Genomic DNA, 16,719 nt, shown 5'->3' with positions numbered 1-16,719 from the left:
CATGCGTTGGCTGATGTGGGTGCTGTGCCTGCTGCTGGCCATGCCGGGGTGGGCGCAGCACGTTCAGAATGATCGTCGTATCGCCATCACCATCGATGACCTGCCGATGCAGGCGATGAGTTCGGCGCCCGCTGCTGATTGGGCCGAGTGGCACACGAAGTTGATGGCCCAGCTCAGGCTTGCGAACGCACCCATCACAGGATTCGTCAACGAAGAGAAGCTGCAGATCGATGGCCAAGTCGACCCTGCGCGTTTGGCCATGCTGGACGACTGGCTGGAAGCGGGATTTGATCTGGGCAATCACACCTATGCGCACAAAAGCCTGCATGACATCGGTGTGCCTGCCTTCCAGCAATCCATTTTGGATGGCGAGCGACAGCTGCGCCCCTTGATGGCCAAGCACGGCAAGTCGCCAAGATGGTTTCGCCACCCGTTTCTACGCAACGGCACTACGCCTGCGGACAAGCAGGCGATGGACGAATTCCTGGCCCAGCATGGATATCGCGTTGCGCCTGTCACCGTGGATAACAGTGAGTGGGTCTGGGCAATCGCGTATCGACGGGTGTTGAATGGCGAGACGCAAGTCAAAGACCGCGACGCAGCATTGGAGCGGCTGCGCTTGGGTTACGTGCCCTACATGCTCAACAAGCTGGATTATTACGAAGCGCAATCGGTTGCATTACTCGGCTACAAATTGCCGCAGGTCTGGTTGATGCACACGAATGAGCTCAATGCCGATACGTTCGCGGAGTTGATCGCCGCTGCGCGGCGGTGTGGCTACACGATGATCACGCTGGAGGAAGCCATGCGTGACCCGGCTTACCAACGCCCTGATGGCTACACCGGCAAGTGGGGTCCCAGTTGGCTGCATCGCTGGGCGATGGCGGAAAAGAAGCCGAAAGATTTCTACAAGGGCGAGCCGGTCGTGCCGCAGTGGGTGCTGGAGATGGCGCAGGTGGAATCGGAGTAGGTCAACGCCTGCTATCGATTAGCAACAGTCTTCATTGCGCGCTAAGCCAGACAAGGAGTTTTAAATGTGCTCATGCTGTAGTTAAAGGAAGAAGCAGGACACGCTGAAAGCAACCATCCTATACGGCCAAGTCTAGGGGGAGGTCAGAGATGTCTTTCAGTCGCTTCCCCTCGACCATAATTCGGAGAAGGTCGTCGGAGTCAGAAATTTTTGTGCCTGGGGAGTCGGAAAGCTCTGACACTGTTTCAATCAGCTCGTGGAGAGCGAAATGGTATACGCAATCTATATCACCAGTCCCTAGCGCTAGAGATGCTAATCGACTCGGTGTAGGCTCACCCGTGACAACTACTATGTGAGGCTGGCGCCCTTTTCTGTTGCGTATAAGGTTAAGTGCTTCAGACCGCGCGTTCTGTGCGCGGTCACTCCGCAGAGTCCATTTGGTGCTGATGCTGGCATGCAATAGAGGCGGTCGGCCCAGGCTCCTGTCTCTTAAATCCGATCTCAAAGCGACTTCAGAGTCAACGATGTGACCGATGCTGTTAATCACCGCATCAGTTTCCGGTTGTCGTGTTATTACGACATCAGGAGTGATCGTGTAATCGTTCCCAAGAGCGGCAGATAACTCCAGGTTCCCCTTCGCTGCCTCGGTCAATGCAGCAAGGTGTTCATACTGGGAGTATTTCGAAATTTCAGAGCCACCCCTACTTTTGATCTGGCGGACATCCCAAGTCCCAGGCCTAAGATTCGAAAGATTAGGGAATGTGTTTGAGATAAATAGTGCAACGACTTCTTCGAATTTGTTGCCCGAAGTTTGTGCGACAGTTCTTACGCCATTCTCTGCAAGAAGTTTTTGAGCAATTCCCGACGCAATGTTGCAGCTTGATGCGCTGCTTCTGTCTGCATTGCCAGGAACTCCCGAGTCATCGATTTGTAGGATGCTGGCAAGGAGCCGCTTGTGGAAGTCCTTTCTGGCTCTCGCAATTAGCGATAACTGAGACACTTTAGGCGACCTTCTTGTGCTGTTTGGCTGCAGTCACGATGGCCTCATAAATTGCTTGAGCCACAGCGTGTGCTACAGGGGGAGGGAAAGCATTTCCAATTTGACGATAAGTTGCTGTCTTTCGGCCAAAAAATTTCCAGTCGTCAGGGAACCCTTGAATGCGCGCGGCCATTCTGGTGGTCAATCGAGGCATTCCAACGAAATTCCTTTCTGGAGGTGCATCTGCTAATCCGCGCCCATCAACTCCTAATGAAGCCCAAGCGGCACGCGCGCGTGTTGGTCCCAAATCTGGGCCGCCATGCTTTTTTGATCCCCCGACCAGTGTAGGTGCCACGCTACTGGCGTTATGGGCCCACTTCTTCGCCCCGCGCCATTTGGATTCGCTCATTAGATCGAAGAGAGATTCACCGACGGTGATTGGAGGGAGGTCGCTGGGAGTTGGCCAGCTGAAATATGGAGCAATATCTTTGCGCAACCCCACAAAAACGACTCTTGGGCGTAGTTGTGGCACACCATAGTCGCTGGCATTCAGTAGGCGCCAGCTGGCTACGTAGCCAAAATCTTCCAGTTGCTTTTCAACCTTGTATCGATAATCCTCAAAAACAGCGTCCAGCAATCCTCGAACGTTTTCGAGCATGACAGCTTTTGGACGAACCTCTTTAACAATTCTAATGGCTTCAGGAAATAGGTCGCGCTCATCGTTCTCGCCCAGCTGCTTTCCTGCTTTCGAGAAAGGTGGGCACGGAACTCCCCCTGCGACCAAGTCCACTTGGTCGCGATAGTCCGATGCATCAAAATCGCGAAGGTCACCTTCAAAAACATGCCACGTCGGCCGATTTAGACGAAGAGTGTTGCACGCGGCATGTTCAAGCTCAACTAAGCAAAGGTGCTCGAATCCAGCCTGTTCTATTCCCAATGCCTGGCCGCCCGCGCCTGCGCATATTTCAATTGATGTCAGGCTGGACTTCTTCATGTCAACCACTCAGTTGTAAAAGCTAAAGGTACTAGTATTGAGTCGCGCGAACTGCGACTCATGTCATTGTAATGGTTAGCTCACCAACCCGCCGCCCCGACTTCTTCCACTCGGCTAAACGCGGAATGCGTGCCGCTTGAATCATTCGGTACGCCGGTGGCGAAGTAGGCGACGCCCGTGCCGGCTTGCTTGTCGATCCACAGCCCTGAGAGCAGGCCGTAGGCATTGCCGCTATGCCCCATGCGTGGGCGACCATCGCCAAACAGATCATCGCGGCAGCGTTTCCCATCGCCTTGGGCGAGATGCTGCATCGCCAGGCCATAGCTGCAGAAGAACCCGCCCCGGCTGGGTTCGTCTTCTTCGCCGATGGCGCCGTTGCTACCGTCGAAGCGCCACACAGGTGTGGTGAGCACCCGCATCGAGGCGGGGGAAAGGATGCGAACGCCATCCAATGCGCCATCGTTCAGCAACAGTCGTCCGACCGTTGCGAGGTCTCGCACCGAAATGCGTAGACCACCTTGTGGCGAAAACAGTGCGCCGTTTTGGCCTGCACGCCACGTGGACAAGTCACAGCTGCCGTCGCTGGCGGCAATTGCCGGGCAGTCCGGGCGTGCGCCCTTCAAGTCGTCTTTTTGTGCTTGACCCTTGGCGTCGTACAGCACGACGGCGCGATTGATCGCTGCATCGCTGCAGCCCGACCAGTTGAAGCAGGCATCGAGTTTCATCGGCTCCAACACCAGGCGTCGCATCAAGTGGTCGAAACGCTCATCGGTAGCGCGTTCCATCAGCTGCGCGACCAGTGGGAAGTTGAGATTGGTGTAGCGGAAGTATTGACCGGGTGGACGCGCGGCATCCCAAGCATAAGCCTTGTTGGTGATGTCGCGAATATCGCCGCCCACCGGGACATTCCAGTATCCGGCAAGATCGGTAAGGCTCGAGGTATGCGAGAGCAGCATCCGCAAGGTGATGGGCGCATCGGGGAATGCCGGGTTGCGCAATGACCAGCCGAGCGTATTGGACACATCGGCATCGAGATCCAGCTTGCCTTGTTCGACCAAGCGCATCACGCCGATCGCCACCACAAGTTTGGAGATGGAAGCGATGCGAACCGGGTCATCGATGGTCAGTGTACGGCCCGCCTTGACATCGGCCAGGCCTTCCGCGCGCACATCGGTGAATCCGTTGCGGTCGAAGGCGATACGTGTGCGGGCTACGGGTTCGGCAAAGGTTGTAGTCGATGCGACGGGCGGAGGTGAATGCGGCGCAGTGGCGCAGGCCATCAGAGACAACATCAACACAGTGCACAGAATGCGCATCGCTTCAATCCCGCGGCCAACGAACACACACAGAGTATTCCACTACAGCTTGTCGGTGAAGCGTGGACCTATGCACATGGGAGTAACGCCAGCTGGCGTAAATTGCAGGGTTCATGATTAAAGAGTGGTTTTGATATGTCGATGATCCCCAGTGGCACGATGGTGGTGGTGGCAGATGGAAGGCAGGCGCGGGTATTCCGCAACTACGGCGACACGCGTGGTTTGAAGCTCCAGCAGGATCAGGCGCTGGATGCGGAAATCGCGCAGGGCAACGGACCATCGGGCTCGCAACCGCAAGAGAACGATGTCGGCGAAGCTGTATTTGCGAAGGTGTTGGCCGAGCGCATCAACCAGGCAGCCAAGCGCCATCGCTTCGATCACATCGTCCTGGTGGCTGATCCGACTACCTTGGGCGAGATGCGCCCGCAGCTTCACCACGAAACCAAGCAGCGCATGTTGGCCGAAGTCGCCAAGGACTGGACCAACACGCCGCTGGAGCAAGTCGAGAAGGCGCTGTTCGAATTGCGTATTGGCTGACTTGACGCTTCTGGGCAGGCGCTCGCGTCATTGCTGAATCCATCGGTAATGCGTCGCTCTTGAAGGGGGCGGCGCAGGGCCCCATCTCCGAAGTTCAACCCGGAGGCCTTATGGATCCCAGCCAAAATCCCAACGTATTCCATGCCACTACCATCGTTTCGGTTCGCCGCGGTGACCGTGTGGTGATTGCCGGCGACGGTCAGGTCACTCTTGGCCACACGGTGATGAAATCGAACGCGCGCAAGGTGCGGCGATTGGGTGAAGACGGACAGGTGTTGGCCGGTTTTGCTGGCGCCGCTGCCGATGCATTCACTTTGTTTGAACTCTTCGAAGCCAAGCTGCAGAAGCACGGCCAGCTGACTCGCGCTGCGGTGGAAATGGCGAAGGATTGGCGCACCGAGCGTCGATTCGGCAAATTAGAGGCACTGCTCGCGGTTGCCGACAAGGACACCTCGCTCATCATCAGTGGCACGGGTGACGTGATCGAGCCGGAGGATGGTTTGATCGCGATCGGCTCAGGCGGCATGTATGCGCTGTCTGCTGCGCGCGGCTTGCTCAAGCACACGGAACTCCCTGCACGCGATATCGCCGTGGAATCGCTCAACATCGCGGGTGATGTGTGCATCTATACCAACCGCAACATCGTGGTTGAAGAGCTCTGATCACAGGCTCGGTGGGCGGCACGGGCAATCCGATCCAGCCGCTCCCCGATACGTGTTTTGTGGATCGGACGGCCCGCACCTCTCGCGATAAACAATGGAAAGCCAAATCCCATGCAAAAGATCGATAACAGCTCCGCCTCGATGACGCCGCGAGAGATCGTCGCGGAACTTGACCGCCACATCATCGGCCAGAACGACGCCAAGCGCGCGGTGGCCATCGCGTTGCGTAATCGCTGGCGCCGCATGCAGTTGGAAGACGAGATGCGCCGTGAGGTGATGCCTAAGAACATCCTGATGATCGGGCCGACCGGCGTCGGCAAGACCGAGATCGCCCGCCGCCTGGCGACCCTGGCCAACGCGCCATTCGTGAAAGTGGAGGCCACGCGCTTCACAGAGGTCGGCTACGTGGGCAAGGATGTCGAGCAGATCATCCGGGATCTTGCCGATACCGCAGTCAAGCTCTACCGCGAACAAGCCAAACAGCGTGTGCGCACGCAGGCAGAGGAGCGCGCAGAGGACCGCATCCTGGATGCGCTGTTGCCGCAGCGACAAACAGCCACCAGTTTCGGTTTCAACGTGGACGAAGCGGCCAAGGACGAGCCTTCCGCCGTCGAGAACGACACGCGACGAAAATTTCGCCAGCAGTTGCGCACCGGCGCGTTGGATGAGCGCGAAATCGAAATCGAGACTTCGGTGAACATCGGCGTGGACATCATGGCGCCGCCCGGCATGGAGGAAATGGGCCAGCAGCTGCGTTCGATGTTCTCCCAGCTCCAGGGCGGCAAGACGCAGAGCAAGAAGCTCACCGTGAAGGCGGCGCGGGCCCTGCTTATCGAAGAGGAAGCCGGCAAGCTGGTCAATGAGGACGAAGTGCGTGAAGCCGCCATCGAAGCGTGCGAGCAGCACGGCATCGTCTTCATCGACGAGATCGACAAGGTCGCCAAGCGCAGCGAAGGCATGGGTGCGGATGTCAGCCGCGAAGGCGTGCAGCGTGACTTGTTGCCGTTGGTGGAAGGCTCGACCGTCAGTACCAAATACGGCCCGGTAAAGACCGACCACATCCTGTTCATCGCATCGGGCGCGTTCCATTTGGCCAAGCCTTCGGACCTGATTCCGGAGATGCAGGGTCGCTTCCCGATCCGTGTTGAATTGAATGCACTCACGAAAAACGACTTCGTGCGCATCCTGACCGAACCCAAGGCCGCGCTTACCAAGCAATATGTCGAGTTGATGTCGACCGAAGGTCTGCGTTTGCGCTTCGCAGAAGATGCCGTCGAGCGTCTGGCCGAGATTTCCGCGACGGTCAACGAGCGGCAGGAAAACATCGGCGCGCGTCGCCTGCACACCGTGCTGGAGCGCTTGTTGGATTCGCTGAGTTTTGACGCGCCCGACAAGGGCGGGGAAGTCGTCATCGATCGCGCCTATGTCGATGCCAAGCTGGGCGATCTGGTGCAAGACCCGGACATGAGCCGTTACATCCTCTGACTTGCTGCACCAACGCAAATAACTGAACCGAATTCCCGGTCATCTTCCGCCAGGGTCGTGACCGGCCATCAGGGTGCATCCCTTTGGGTCTTGCCGCCGTAGGTAACGGCAAGACCTCAGGGAGAACGACATGCGAATGGCCATCCTCGCGGGCGGCTGGGTGACAGCGGCACTCGTGTGCCCCGCCATGGCTGTCGCCAGCGTGCAGCAATACCAGGGGGATGCCACCGATGCACAGGGCCGCGTGCTCTATCACGAGGTGCACTACCTCTACCAGCAAGCAGGCGCGGCGCGGCGCTTGGTCTTGTATCGCTGCCCTGATGGCAAACCGTTTGCACGCAAGACCGTGGCAGGGGACGGTGCCACGCCGAATTTTGCCTTCGTCGACGGCCGCGATGGTTACGAAGAAGGCGTGAAAGGCGCAGGCGCGCAACGCCAAGTTTATTGGCGCGAGGGTAGTGGCAAGCCGATCAAGCGAAAGCCAGTGCAGGCAGGCGGTAGCAAGGTTTTCGATGCCGGGTTCGATGCCATGGTGCGGCGGCATTGGACCCCTTTGATCGCGGGCAAGGCGATCAAGGCGGATTTCCTCATCCCCAGTCATTTGCGGACCTTGGGCTTGAGTTTGCAGGGGCAGCGTGACGGCGATGTGTTGCGGCTGCAGATGCGACCTTCCGCCTGGTATGGCTTCGCGGTGCCGCCGATTCGCTTGGTCTACAGCATCGGCGACCAATGGATGTCACGGTTCTCGGGAGTTGGCACTATCCGCGACGGCGTAGGTCGTCATCGCGCTGTACAGATCCACTTCCCAAGGCAGGCCTTGCAGGCGGGCGTGCATGCCGATGAGCTGACGCGTGCCCTCGCGGCGCCGTTGGTGGGGCGTTGCGCGGCATGACGATCGCCACGCCGGCACCGGCAAAGTGGGGGCGTGGGCGGCGCCTTCACGCGCCCTTGTGGCATAAAGCCAGCCTAGCCAGACACCATCGACTGACCAGGGGCCGCGGACCTGCGGTGAAAGCACGCATGAGCAATGCCACGACCAGCACCGCCGATCCCATTGCCGCGCTCCTGCAAGATGTCGCTGCGGGACAGCGTGATGCTCTGGAGCGTTTGTATCGCGATACCTCGTCGACCTTGCTCGGCATCTGCATGAAGCTGCTGCGTGATCGCGAGGAAGCCGAGGACGTGCTGCAAGAAGTGTTCGTGACGGTGTGGGCCAAAGCCAATCAGTTCGATGCCGCGCGTGCGCGCGGGATGACGTGGCTGGGCTCGATCGCGCGCAACCGATCCATCGATCGCTTGCGTGCGCGGCCACAGGCCACCTGGGTCGACATCGACGACACCCCCGGCTTGGCCGATGAAGGCATGGGCCCGGTCGGCCACGCGGCGCAGGCGCAGGATCGTAGTCGCCTCGACCACTGTTTCGGCGAGCTGGATGACAACCGCCAGCAGCTTATTCGCACCGCTTTCTTCGAAGGCGTGACGTACGAGGAACTGGCGCATCGGCATGATTCACCCCTTGGCACGGTGAAGAGCTGGATTCGTCGTGGCCTGCAGCAGCTCAAGGCGTGCCTGGAACGATGAGCACGATCTTGCCGCCCACCGAGCTGCCGCCCGCCGACGACATCCTTGCCGGTGAATACGTGTTGGGTGTGCTGGATGCTGGCAGCCGACGTGCGGTGGAATCCCGTATCGAACGTGAGCCCGGATTCGCCGCCTTGGTCATGCAATGGCAAACGCATTTCGAGCGTTGGTTGATGATGCCAACGCCTGTGCAACCCTCGCCGCACCTGTGGCCCGGCATCCGTCGGCAATTGGGTTGGTCGGCGGTCGAGTCCGTTGATGCAACGCCCGGTCTCTGGAACAGCGTCGGTTTCTGGCGAGGCGCCACCGGCTTGGCATTGGCCGCGTCCGTGGCGGCGATTGCATTCGGCTTGCGTCGTCCCGAGCCCCTCGCGCCGCCCCCGCCCGTCGTCGTCACCACGCCTGCGCCGAGCGACGTGCCGCGCCCCGTCACCGTGCTTGCCGACGATGGCGGCCGCACGGGCTGGGTGGCCAGCTTCAGTGGTGATCGCAAGACCGTGGTGATGATGCCCGTGCCTGGCGATGCCTTGCCGCAAGGCGAGGCCCATGAGTTGTGGCTGATTCCGGAAGGCCAGGCGCCACGTTCGCTGGGCGTCGTGTCCGGCGACCAACGTCACAGCATCGACATCCCGGATGCGCTGCAGGCGGAGATCGCCGCAGGCACCATCCTGGCGATCACGGTGGAGCCGATGGCCAGCATCCCGCATGCGGCGCCGACCGGTCCCATCGTGGCCAAGGGCGTGGTGGCGCGGATCTGATCAAGTCCGCGGCATCCCGCCAATACAAACTCAGTTCCTGCCAACCTCGACTGCATCCAGCGGACGGATTTCTGCGTAGATCCTCTGGACACCAATTCCCGGGATCGCGATGCCTGCACCAGACCAGCACGATGACACGACAGTCCCCGCCGGCCGACGATGGTCTGCGGCAGTGCTGCGCTGGGTCGATACCGAGGCCAGCGCAACAGATGATGCGCGTGATCCGGACCGCATCGATTGGCTGCGTGCCTTGCCTTTTGCCGGTATGCATCTGGCCTGCCTGGGGGTGATCTGGGTCGGCGTGTCACCCACCGCATTGTGGGTGGCACTCGCGCTTTACGTGGTGCGGATGTTCGCGATCACCGGCTTCTACCATCGCTATTTTTCTCATCGTGCGTACCGCGCGTCGCGCGCAGCGCAGTTCGTCTTCGGGGTGGTCGGTTCGAGCGCCGTACAACGCGGACCGTTGTGGTGGGCGGCGCATCATCGCCATCACCATCGACATGCAGACTTGGAGGTGGATTTGCATTCACCGCGGCATGGGTTTTGGCGCAGTCACATGCTGTGGTTCTTGACCCCGCGCGGCTTCCGCACCGACCTCAGTCGCGTCCCGGACTTGGCGAAGTTTCCCGAGCTTCGCTGGTTGGATCGTTTCGATACCGTCGTCCCGGTGTTGCTGGCCGTGTCCTTGTACGCAGTAGGCGCAGTGCTGGAGCAGCGTGCGCCTCACTTGGACACCAATGGCCCGCAACTGTTGATCTGGGGTTTCTTTGTATCGACCGTGGTGCTTTTCCACGCCTCGGTGACGATCAACTCGCTGGCGCACCGCTTCGGGCGTCGTCGCTTCGATACACGCGATGACAGCCGCAACAACTGGTGGCTGGCCCTGCTTACGCTGGGCGAAGGCTGGCACAACAACCATCACTTTTATCCGGGCAGTGCGCGGCAGGGGCTGCGTTGGTGGGAGGTGGATGTCACTTACTACGGCCTGAAGCTGCTGGCGATGCTGCGCGTCGTGGGTGATTTGAAGTCGTATCCCGCTTGGGTCACGGCGAGGGAGGTGGCCTGATGCGCATCGCCGTCATCGGATCCGGCATCTCGGGCCTGGCCAGTGCATGGCTGCTGTCCGCGCAGCATGACGTCGTGCTGTTCGAGGCCAATGATTATCCGGGAGGACACACGCACACCCATGACATCGAATTGAATGGCCAGCACTATGCGGTGGATACGGGTTTCATCGTCCATAACCCGACGCACTATCCGCTGCTGACTGGATTCTTCGACGCATTGGGTGTCATTTCCCAACCCACCACCATGAGCTTCTCCGCGCAGGAGGAGGCCAGCGGCATCGAATACAACGCGACATCGCTCGACACCTTGTTCTGCCAACGACGCAACCTGTGGTCGCCACGATTTTGGTCGATGCTGCGCGACCTGCGTCGTTTCTACAAAGAGGCCCCCGCGTTGCTGTCGCAGACCGGCTCGGGCCCGACGCTGGGCCAGTATCTGGACGAAAATCGCTACGGCGAAGCATTTCGTGACCTGCATCTGGTGCCGATGGCCAGCGCATTGTGGTCCTCGCCTGCGGACCGCATCCTGCGCTTCCCGGCGCAGTACTTGGTTCGTTTCATGGCCAACCATCACATGCTGCAGATGACGGGTCGGCCCGAGTGGCGGGTAGTGACAGGCGGATCACGCAGTTACGTGGATGCGTTGACAGCGCGCTGGCGTGTCGACTTGCGCCTGTCTACGCCGGTGCGCAGCATCCATCGCGATGAGGCGGGCGTGCGCGTGGCCACTGACGGTGGCGAGGAGCGATTCGACCAAGTGGTCATGGCCTGTCACAGCGACCAGGCCTTGCGCTTGCTGGCGGATGCCGACGCGTGTGAGCGGGGCGTGCTGGGCGCCATCGCCTACCAAGCCAACGATGTCGTGCTGCACACGGATGCCCGCGTGTTGCCGCGTGACCGCAAGGCATGGGCGGCGTGGAATGCGCATGTGCCTGCCAAGCCCGGGGCCGAATGTACGGTGAGCTATTGCATGAATCTGCTGCAATCGCTGGAGGCGCCGGAGCCTCTGATCGTCACCTTGAACCGCACCGAGGACATCGACCCGACCCGAGTATTGCGTCGCATGCGTTATGACCATCCCGTCTACAGCCGTGGATCCGTCGCCGCCCAGTCACGCAGGGCTGAAATACAAGGCAAGCGCCGCACCTGGTTCGCGGGTGCCTATTGGGGATGGGGTTTCCATGAGGACGGCATTCGCAGTGCGGTGGAGATGGTTGCAGCGATGGGGATGCCGACCACATGGCCGGCGGGCGATCCCGCTGCGAGTGAAAGCGAGCGCGTGGCGGCATGAGTCAGGCACTGGCGAGCGCCGTGTACGAAGGACGCGTGCGACATCGTCGCCATGTTCCGCGCGCGCACGCTTTCACCTATCGCATGGCGCAGCTCTACTTGGACTTGGACGAAATCGACGATGTGTTCCGGGGCCGATGGCTCTGGTCGGCTGGCCGTCGCAATCTGGCGGAATTCAGACGCAGTGATTTCATCGAGCCCGCAGAACTTTCGTTGGCCGATGCGGTGCGTCAGCGCGTCAAGCAAGCCTGCGGTGATGAGGTCGAAGGGCCGATTCGCCTGCTCGCACATTTGCGTTATGGCGGTCATGTTTTCAATCCGGTGAGCTTCTACTACTGCCACGCTGCCGATGGGCAGCGCTTGACGCATGTGGTGGCCGAGATCACCAACACGCCATGGAAAGAGCGACATGCCTACGTCCTGCCGGTGGCGGAGGCAGAACGCAGGGGGCGCGCCTTGCATTGGGATTTCGCCAAGCGCTTCCATGTCTCGCCGTTCATGGCGATGACGCGTGATTACCACTGGTCGTTCACGCCGCCTGCGGATGACTTGCATGTACACATGAAGGTGCTGGACGCCGCTCGGGTAGAGTTCGACGCGGATCTCCAGCTGCAACGACGGCCACTCGATGGCGACGCATTGGCGCGTGTGTTGATGCGATACCCGTTGATGACGATGCGGGTCGTGGGCGCCATCCACTGGCAGGCACTCAAGCTCTGGCTCAAGCGCGTGCCTGTGCATGACCACCCCCAACACGCCGTCACCCGGCAAGAGGACAACGCATGAATGCCTCCATCGACAGCTTGTCGTCGACCCGCGCGCGCTTCGGCGCGTGGGATCGATTCTTGCGAACGCGACTGCTGGCGTCGGTTGGCCAGCTGCGGGGCGGACGTCTGGAAATCCATGACCCGCTAGGGCAGGTGACAGCGGGAGACGAGCGGAGTGACACCATCATTCGCCTTCACATCAACGATGCAGGCTTCTACCACGCAGTGGCGACCCGCGGCAGCGTGGGCGCGGGCGAGTCCTATATGGACGGCGCATGGCGATGCGATGACTTGGTGGGCCTGATTCGATTGCTGGTCCGCAATCGTGATTTGCTCGACCGGATGGAGACAGGCATGGCACGCTTCGGCGGCATGGCCATGCGCGGCGTGCATGCATTGCGCGCCAATACGCGCGCGGGCGCGCGCCGCAACATCGCAGCGCATTACGACTTGGGCAACGATTTTTTCCGCCTGTTCCTCTCCGAAGACATGATGTATTCCTCCGCGTTGTGGGCGCACGACGCAGATACGCTGGAGGCGGCCTCCGAGCGCAAGCTCGCGCGGATTGCCGAAAAATTGCAGTTGGGCCCCGCGGATCACGTGATCGAGATCGGCACGGGGTGGGGCGGCTTTGCCCTGCATGCGGCAGGTCGATACGGCTGCCGGGTCACCACCACCACCATCTCGCGCGAGCAATACGAACTGGCGAAGGCGCGCATCGCCGAGGCGGGCTTGCAGGATCGTGTCGACGTCTTGCTATCCGATTACCGAGACTTGCGGGGGCAGTACGACAAGCTGGTGTCGATCGAGATGATCGAGGCCATCGGGCATGCACAACAACGCGAATATTTCGGCCAGATCGGCAAGTTGCTGAAGCCGGACGGACGCGCGCTGATCCAAGCCATCACCATCGAAGACCATCGCTATCAACAAGCGCTGAATAGCGTCGACTTCATCAAGCGGCATGTGTTTCCCGGCTGCTTCATCCCTTCGATCAGCAGCATGCTGGAGGAGAAGACGAAAAGCACTGATCTCGCCCTCGTCCACTTGGAAGACTTCGGCAGTTCCTACGCCAAGACCTTGCAAGCTTGGCGCGAGCGTTTCTTGTCGCGATTGGATGAGGTGCGCGCGCAAGGCTATGACGAACGCCTGATCCGCATGTGGGAGTTCTATCTGGCCTATTGCGAAGGGGGCTTCCGCGAGCGCTCCATCGGCGTCGCGCACCTGCTCTTCGCCAAGCCCGATTGCCGCGATGCCGATTACCTGCCCGGACTGCATCGCCTCGAGGCCTGACATGCGCGCATGGATCAATGCCATCGGGTATCAGATCGCATCACTCATCGTGATCCATGGCGCAGGCATGGGGCAGGCGTGGCGCGGCATCCTCGCCTGCGCGGTTTTCGTGGCCCTGCAATTCGCCTTCAGTGATTCACGCCGCGGCGACCTGATGGCGATGTCGTGCGCCTTCGTGATCGGCTGCGTGCTGGATGGTGTGTGGTCTGCGACAGGATGGGTTGAATACGCATCGCCCAGCCCTGCTTGGTTCGCTCCGGCCTGGATACTGGCCTTGTGGGTGGCCTTCGCGATGACCTTCAATCATTCATTGCGATGGATGCGCGGTCGTCCGCGAATGGCGGCGGTGCTGGGCGCCGTGGGTGGGCCATCGGCGTACTGGGGCGCGGAACGCGTGTTTTCTGCGGTCACGCTGCCATCCCCACCGTGGTTCACCTTGGCCGCATTGGCCATCGGTTGGGCGATTGCGGTGCCGCTGATCGCGCATATGGCGGCGATGGATCCCGCGACGCGTGTGCGTCGCCAAGGAGCGACGACATGAAGGCATGGTGCGTGGTGTTGGTCGTGGCGATCATCGCGCAGGTGCTGGCCTGGGCGTGGCAGCGACGCACGGGCAATGCAACGTTGGTGGATGCCGTGTGGGCGTTCGGTTTGGGCGTGGCCGCCTTGATCATGGCCTGGTTGGGCGAAGGGGCTACCTTGCCGCGCCTGCTGTTAGCGACGATCGCAGGGCTCTGGTCGATGCGTTTGGGGCTGCACCTGGTCAAGCGCGTGCTGGGCGAGAGCGAGGATGGCCGCTACGCCTATCTGCGCCAGCATTGGGGCAACGATCAGCGCAAGTGGTTCGGTTTCTTCATGGCGCAGGCGCTCTTGATCGCGCTGTTCGCGTTGCCGTTTGTCCCCGTTGCCGCGAATCCGGAAGGTGACTTCGGCGCCACCGATGTCTTCGCCATCGCGATCTGGGTGATCGCGGTGGTGGGCGAGTGGCGGGCGGATGCACAGCTGGCCGCGTTCCGCGCCAATCCCGCCAACCGCGGACAAGTCTGTCGAGTCGGCTGGTGGCGATATTCGCGTCATCCCAATTATTTCTTCGAGTGGGTGCACTGGTTCGCTTATCCCTTGCTTGCGTGGGGGGCGCCGATGGCGTGGTTGGCGTGGCTCGGCCCGATCCTCATGTACATCTTCCTGCGTTGGCTGTCCGGCATCCCGTGGACGGAGGCGCAGTCCCTGCGCAGCCGCGGCGATGCGTATCGCGAGTACCAACGCACGACCTCGATGCTGATCCCGTGGTTTCCAAGGAGTCCCCGATGAACGCACTGATCGCGAATGAACTCGCGACCGATCACCCCGCTCCCGGCTTGCTGGGCTTGGCCGAGCGCGGTTGGTTGCCCGATCCCGTGCTGCGCTACGGGATTCGCCGCTTGTGCGCGGATCGACTGCGCGAGGAAAGCGCTGGTGGCGTTGAAGTGGTGGCAGACCGCATGGCTGCACGCATCGCGGGCTTGCGCGAGAGCCCGGTGGCCGTGCACGTGGATGCGGCCAATCGCCAACACTACGAACTACCTGCCGACTTTTTCCGCCAATGCCTGGGCCCGCGGCTGAAGTATTCCAGCTGCTATTACCCGACCGGAAAGGAAACCTTGGCACAGGCCGAGGAAGCGATGCTCGCCCTCTACAGCGAACGTGCCGCGCTTGCTGACGGCCAAGACATCCTGGAGTTGGGCTGCGGCTGGGGTTCGCTCACCTTATGGATGGCCGAACACTATCCGAATGCCCGCATCACGGCGGTATCCAACTCTGCGCCGCAACGGGCCTTCATCGAGCAGCGCTGCCGCGAGTCGGGGTTCCACCATGTCAAGGTCATCACCCAGGACGTCAACACCTTGCCATTGCCCGAAGCGTCGTTTGATCGCTGCGTGTCGATCGAGATGTTCGAGCACATGCGCAACTACCGCACACTGATGGGGCGCATCGGCGCCGCACTGCGCCCGGGCGGAAAGTTGTTCGTGCATATTTTTTGCCATCGCGAATTCCTCTATCCGTTCGAAACCGAAGGCGAGGACAACTGGATGGGGCGCCATTTCTTCACCGGCGGCCTGATGCCGGCCGCGGACACCCTGCTGCATTTCCAGGAGGCGCTGGCCATCGAACGTCGTTGGCTGGTCGACGGCACCCATTACGAGCGCACGTCCAATCATTGGCTGGAACGTCAGGACGCGCAGAAAGACGCCGTGATGGCCACGCTGCAACCGGCCTACGGCGATGCCGCGCCGTTGTGGTTTCAGCGTTGGCGCATGTTCTGGATGTCCTGCGCCGAATTGTTCGGCTACGACCAAGGCCGGGAATGGATGGTTGCCCACTATCGTTTCAACCGGGAGGGATGACATGAAGAAGTCTGCCTTGGCCGCTGCGTTTGGTCTGTTGTTGACGAGCTGTGCCAGTTCACCGCCCACCATCCCGCCCGTGTCGCAGGTGGATCTGCCGCGCTTCATGGGCAAGTGGTACGTCATTGCCCACGTCGAGGGGCCCTTCGACAAGGGCGCACACAATGCCGTTGAGACTTATGCGTTGCGACCGGATGGCCGCATCGCCACGGTTTACCAACAGCGCAAGGGCAGCTTCGATGCGCCTGAAAAAACCATGCACCCCGTCGGCCGCGTCGTGCCCGGCACCGGCAACGCCGTGTGGGGGATGCAGTTCATGTGGCCGATACAGGCCGAATACGTGATCGTGGATATCGCCCCTGATTACAGCGACACGATCGTTGCGCGCAGCAAACGCGATTACGCGTGGATCATGGCGCGCACGCCCATCATGGATGAGGCGCGTTACCGGGCCTTGGTCAAGAAGTTGGTCGACATGGGCTACGACGCCAGCCAGTTGCGTCGTGTCCCGCAGCGGTGGCCGGCCGGACATTGAGCCCGTGCCTCAATGCGTCTGCGTGATGTCGCGCAGACGTTGGGCGGGCATCGACTCGGGCCTTCATCGGCCGTTGGCATGCGCGCTGCCCACGGGGT

General features: G+C 60.8%; 18 protein-coding genes. 15 read left to right on the top strand and 3 right to left on the bottom strand.

The window, feature by feature from the left end:
• Position 1: 1 nt before the first annotated feature.
• Positions 2–970: a polysaccharide deacetylase family protein gene (locus BW989_RS03540; RefSeq protein ID WP_076585488.1), complete on the top strand. Its 969-nt coding sequence runs from the start codon at positions 2–4 to the stop codon at positions 968–970.
• A gap of 118 nt (positions 971–1,088) precedes the next feature.
• Here the strand turns inward: BW989_RS03540 and BW989_RS03535 are convergent, their stop codons facing one another.
• From BW989_RS03535 to BW989_RS03525, 3 genes are all read right to left on the bottom strand, one after another.
• The gene (locus tag BW989_RS03535; protein WP_076585486.1) at positions 1,089–1,970 is read right to left on the bottom strand and encodes an NgoMIV family type II restriction endonuclease; all 882 of its coding nucleotides are present in this window, start codon (positions 1,968–1,970) and stop codon (positions 1,089–1,091) included.
• A gap of 1 nt (position 1,971) precedes the next feature.
• Positions 1,972–2,943 (bottom strand): DNA cytosine methyltransferase, encoded by a 972-nt coding sequence (locus BW989_RS03530; protein WP_076585484.1) that lies wholly within the window; start codon positions 2,941–2,943, stop codon positions 1,972–1,974.
• A gap of 80 nt (positions 2,944–3,023) precedes the next feature.
• Positions 3,024–4,259 carry a serine hydrolase domain-containing protein gene (locus BW989_RS03525; protein ID WP_242651271.1) on the bottom strand — a complete coding sequence of 412 codons (1,236 nt, stop codon included), beginning with the start codon at positions 4,257–4,259 and terminating at the stop codon, positions 3,024–3,026.
• A 135-nt stretch (positions 4,260–4,394) separates the two neighbouring features.
• On the opposite strand from BW989_RS03525, the gene BW989_RS03520 reads away from it, so the two are divergent.
• From BW989_RS03520 to BW989_RS03455, 14 genes are all read left to right on the top strand, one after another.
• Positions 4,395–4,796, top strand: a complete 402-nt coding sequence (locus BW989_RS03520; protein ID WP_076585482.1) for a baeRF12 domain-containing protein — start codon at positions 4,395–4,397, stop codon at positions 4,794–4,796.
• Positions 4,797–4,906: 110 nt separating this feature from the next.
• Positions 4,907–5,458, top strand: a complete 552-nt coding sequence (hslV, locus tag BW989_RS03515; RefSeq protein ID WP_076585480.1) for an ATP-dependent protease subunit HslV — start codon at positions 4,907–4,909, stop codon at positions 5,456–5,458.
• Between the two features lie 111 nt (positions 5,459–5,569).
• Positions 5,570–6,943: an ATP-dependent protease ATPase subunit HslU gene (gene hslU, locus BW989_RS03510; RefSeq protein WP_076585478.1), complete on the top strand. Its 1,374-nt coding sequence runs from the start codon at positions 5,570–5,572 to the stop codon at positions 6,941–6,943.
• A gap of 130 nt (positions 6,944–7,073) precedes the next feature.
• A complete protein-coding gene (locus BW989_RS03505) occupies positions 7,074–7,835 on the top strand; it encodes a hypothetical protein (RefSeq protein WP_129582804.1) in 762 nt (253 codons plus the stop codon).
• Positions 7,836–7,963: 128 nt separating this feature from the next.
• Complete coding sequence (locus BW989_RS03500; RefSeq protein WP_076586370.1) at positions 7,964–8,524, top strand: sigma-70 family RNA polymerase sigma factor; 561 nt, start codon at positions 7,964–7,966, stop codon at positions 8,522–8,524.
• Positions 8,521–9,282 carry an anti-sigma factor gene (locus BW989_RS03495; protein ID WP_076585476.1) on the top strand — a complete coding sequence of 254 codons (762 nt, stop codon included), beginning with the start codon at positions 8,521–8,523 and terminating at the stop codon, positions 9,280–9,282. The genes BW989_RS03500 and BW989_RS03495 overlap by 4 nt, the downstream gene beginning before the upstream one ends.
• A 109-nt stretch (positions 9,283–9,391) precedes the next feature.
• The gene (locus tag BW989_RS03490) at positions 9,392–10,351 is read left to right on the top strand and encodes an acyl-CoA desaturase (protein ID WP_076585474.1); all 960 of its coding nucleotides are present in this window, start codon (positions 9,392–9,394) and stop codon (positions 10,349–10,351) included.
• On the top strand, positions 10,351–11,643 hold the full coding sequence (locus BW989_RS03485; RefSeq protein ID WP_076585472.1) for an NAD(P)/FAD-dependent oxidoreductase: 1,293 nt from the start codon (positions 10,351–10,353) through the stop codon (positions 11,641–11,643). The genes BW989_RS03490 and BW989_RS03485 overlap by 1 nt, the downstream gene beginning before the upstream one ends.
• Entirely contained in the window at positions 11,640–12,428 is a 789-nt protein-coding gene (locus BW989_RS03480) for a DUF1365 domain-containing protein (RefSeq protein WP_076585470.1), read from the top strand. The genes BW989_RS03485 and BW989_RS03480 overlap by 4 nt, the downstream gene beginning before the upstream one ends.
• Positions 12,425–13,702 carry an SAM-dependent methyltransferase gene (locus tag BW989_RS03475; RefSeq protein ID WP_076585468.1) on the top strand — a complete coding sequence of 426 codons (1,278 nt, stop codon included), beginning with the start codon at positions 12,425–12,427 and terminating at the stop codon, positions 13,700–13,702. Before BW989_RS03480 ends, BW989_RS03475 begins: the two co-directional genes overlap by 4 nt.
• 1 nt (position 13,703) lies before the next feature.
• Positions 13,704–14,243 carry a DUF2878 domain-containing protein gene (locus tag BW989_RS03470; protein WP_076585467.1) on the top strand — a complete coding sequence of 180 codons (540 nt, stop codon included), beginning with the start codon at positions 13,704–13,706 and terminating at the stop codon, positions 14,241–14,243.
• Entirely contained in the window at positions 14,240–15,013 is a 774-nt protein-coding gene (locus tag BW989_RS03465; RefSeq protein WP_076585465.1) for a DUF1295 domain-containing protein, read from the top strand. Before BW989_RS03470 ends, BW989_RS03465 begins: the two co-directional genes overlap by 4 nt.
• The gene (locus BW989_RS03460; protein WP_076585463.1) at positions 15,010–16,086 is read left to right on the top strand and encodes a cyclopropane-fatty-acyl-phospholipid synthase family protein; all 1,077 of its coding nucleotides are present in this window, start codon (positions 15,010–15,012) and stop codon (positions 16,084–16,086) included. Before BW989_RS03465 ends, BW989_RS03460 begins: the two co-directional genes overlap by 4 nt.
• A gap of 1 nt (position 16,087) precedes the next feature.
• Positions 16,088–16,621 (top strand): lipocalin family protein, encoded by a 534-nt coding sequence (locus BW989_RS03455; RefSeq protein WP_076585461.1) that lies wholly within the window; start codon positions 16,088–16,090, stop codon positions 16,619–16,621.
• Positions 16,622–16,719: the final 98 nt, after the last annotated feature.

Source organism: Solilutibacter tolerans (assembly GCF_900155935.1).
GTDB lineage: Bacteria > Pseudomonadota > Gammaproteobacteria > Xanthomonadales > Xanthomonadaceae > Solilutibacter > Solilutibacter tolerans.
The sequence above is the reverse complement of the archived record's forward strand: the minus strand, read 5'-3'. Positions and strand labels throughout refer to the sequence as shown.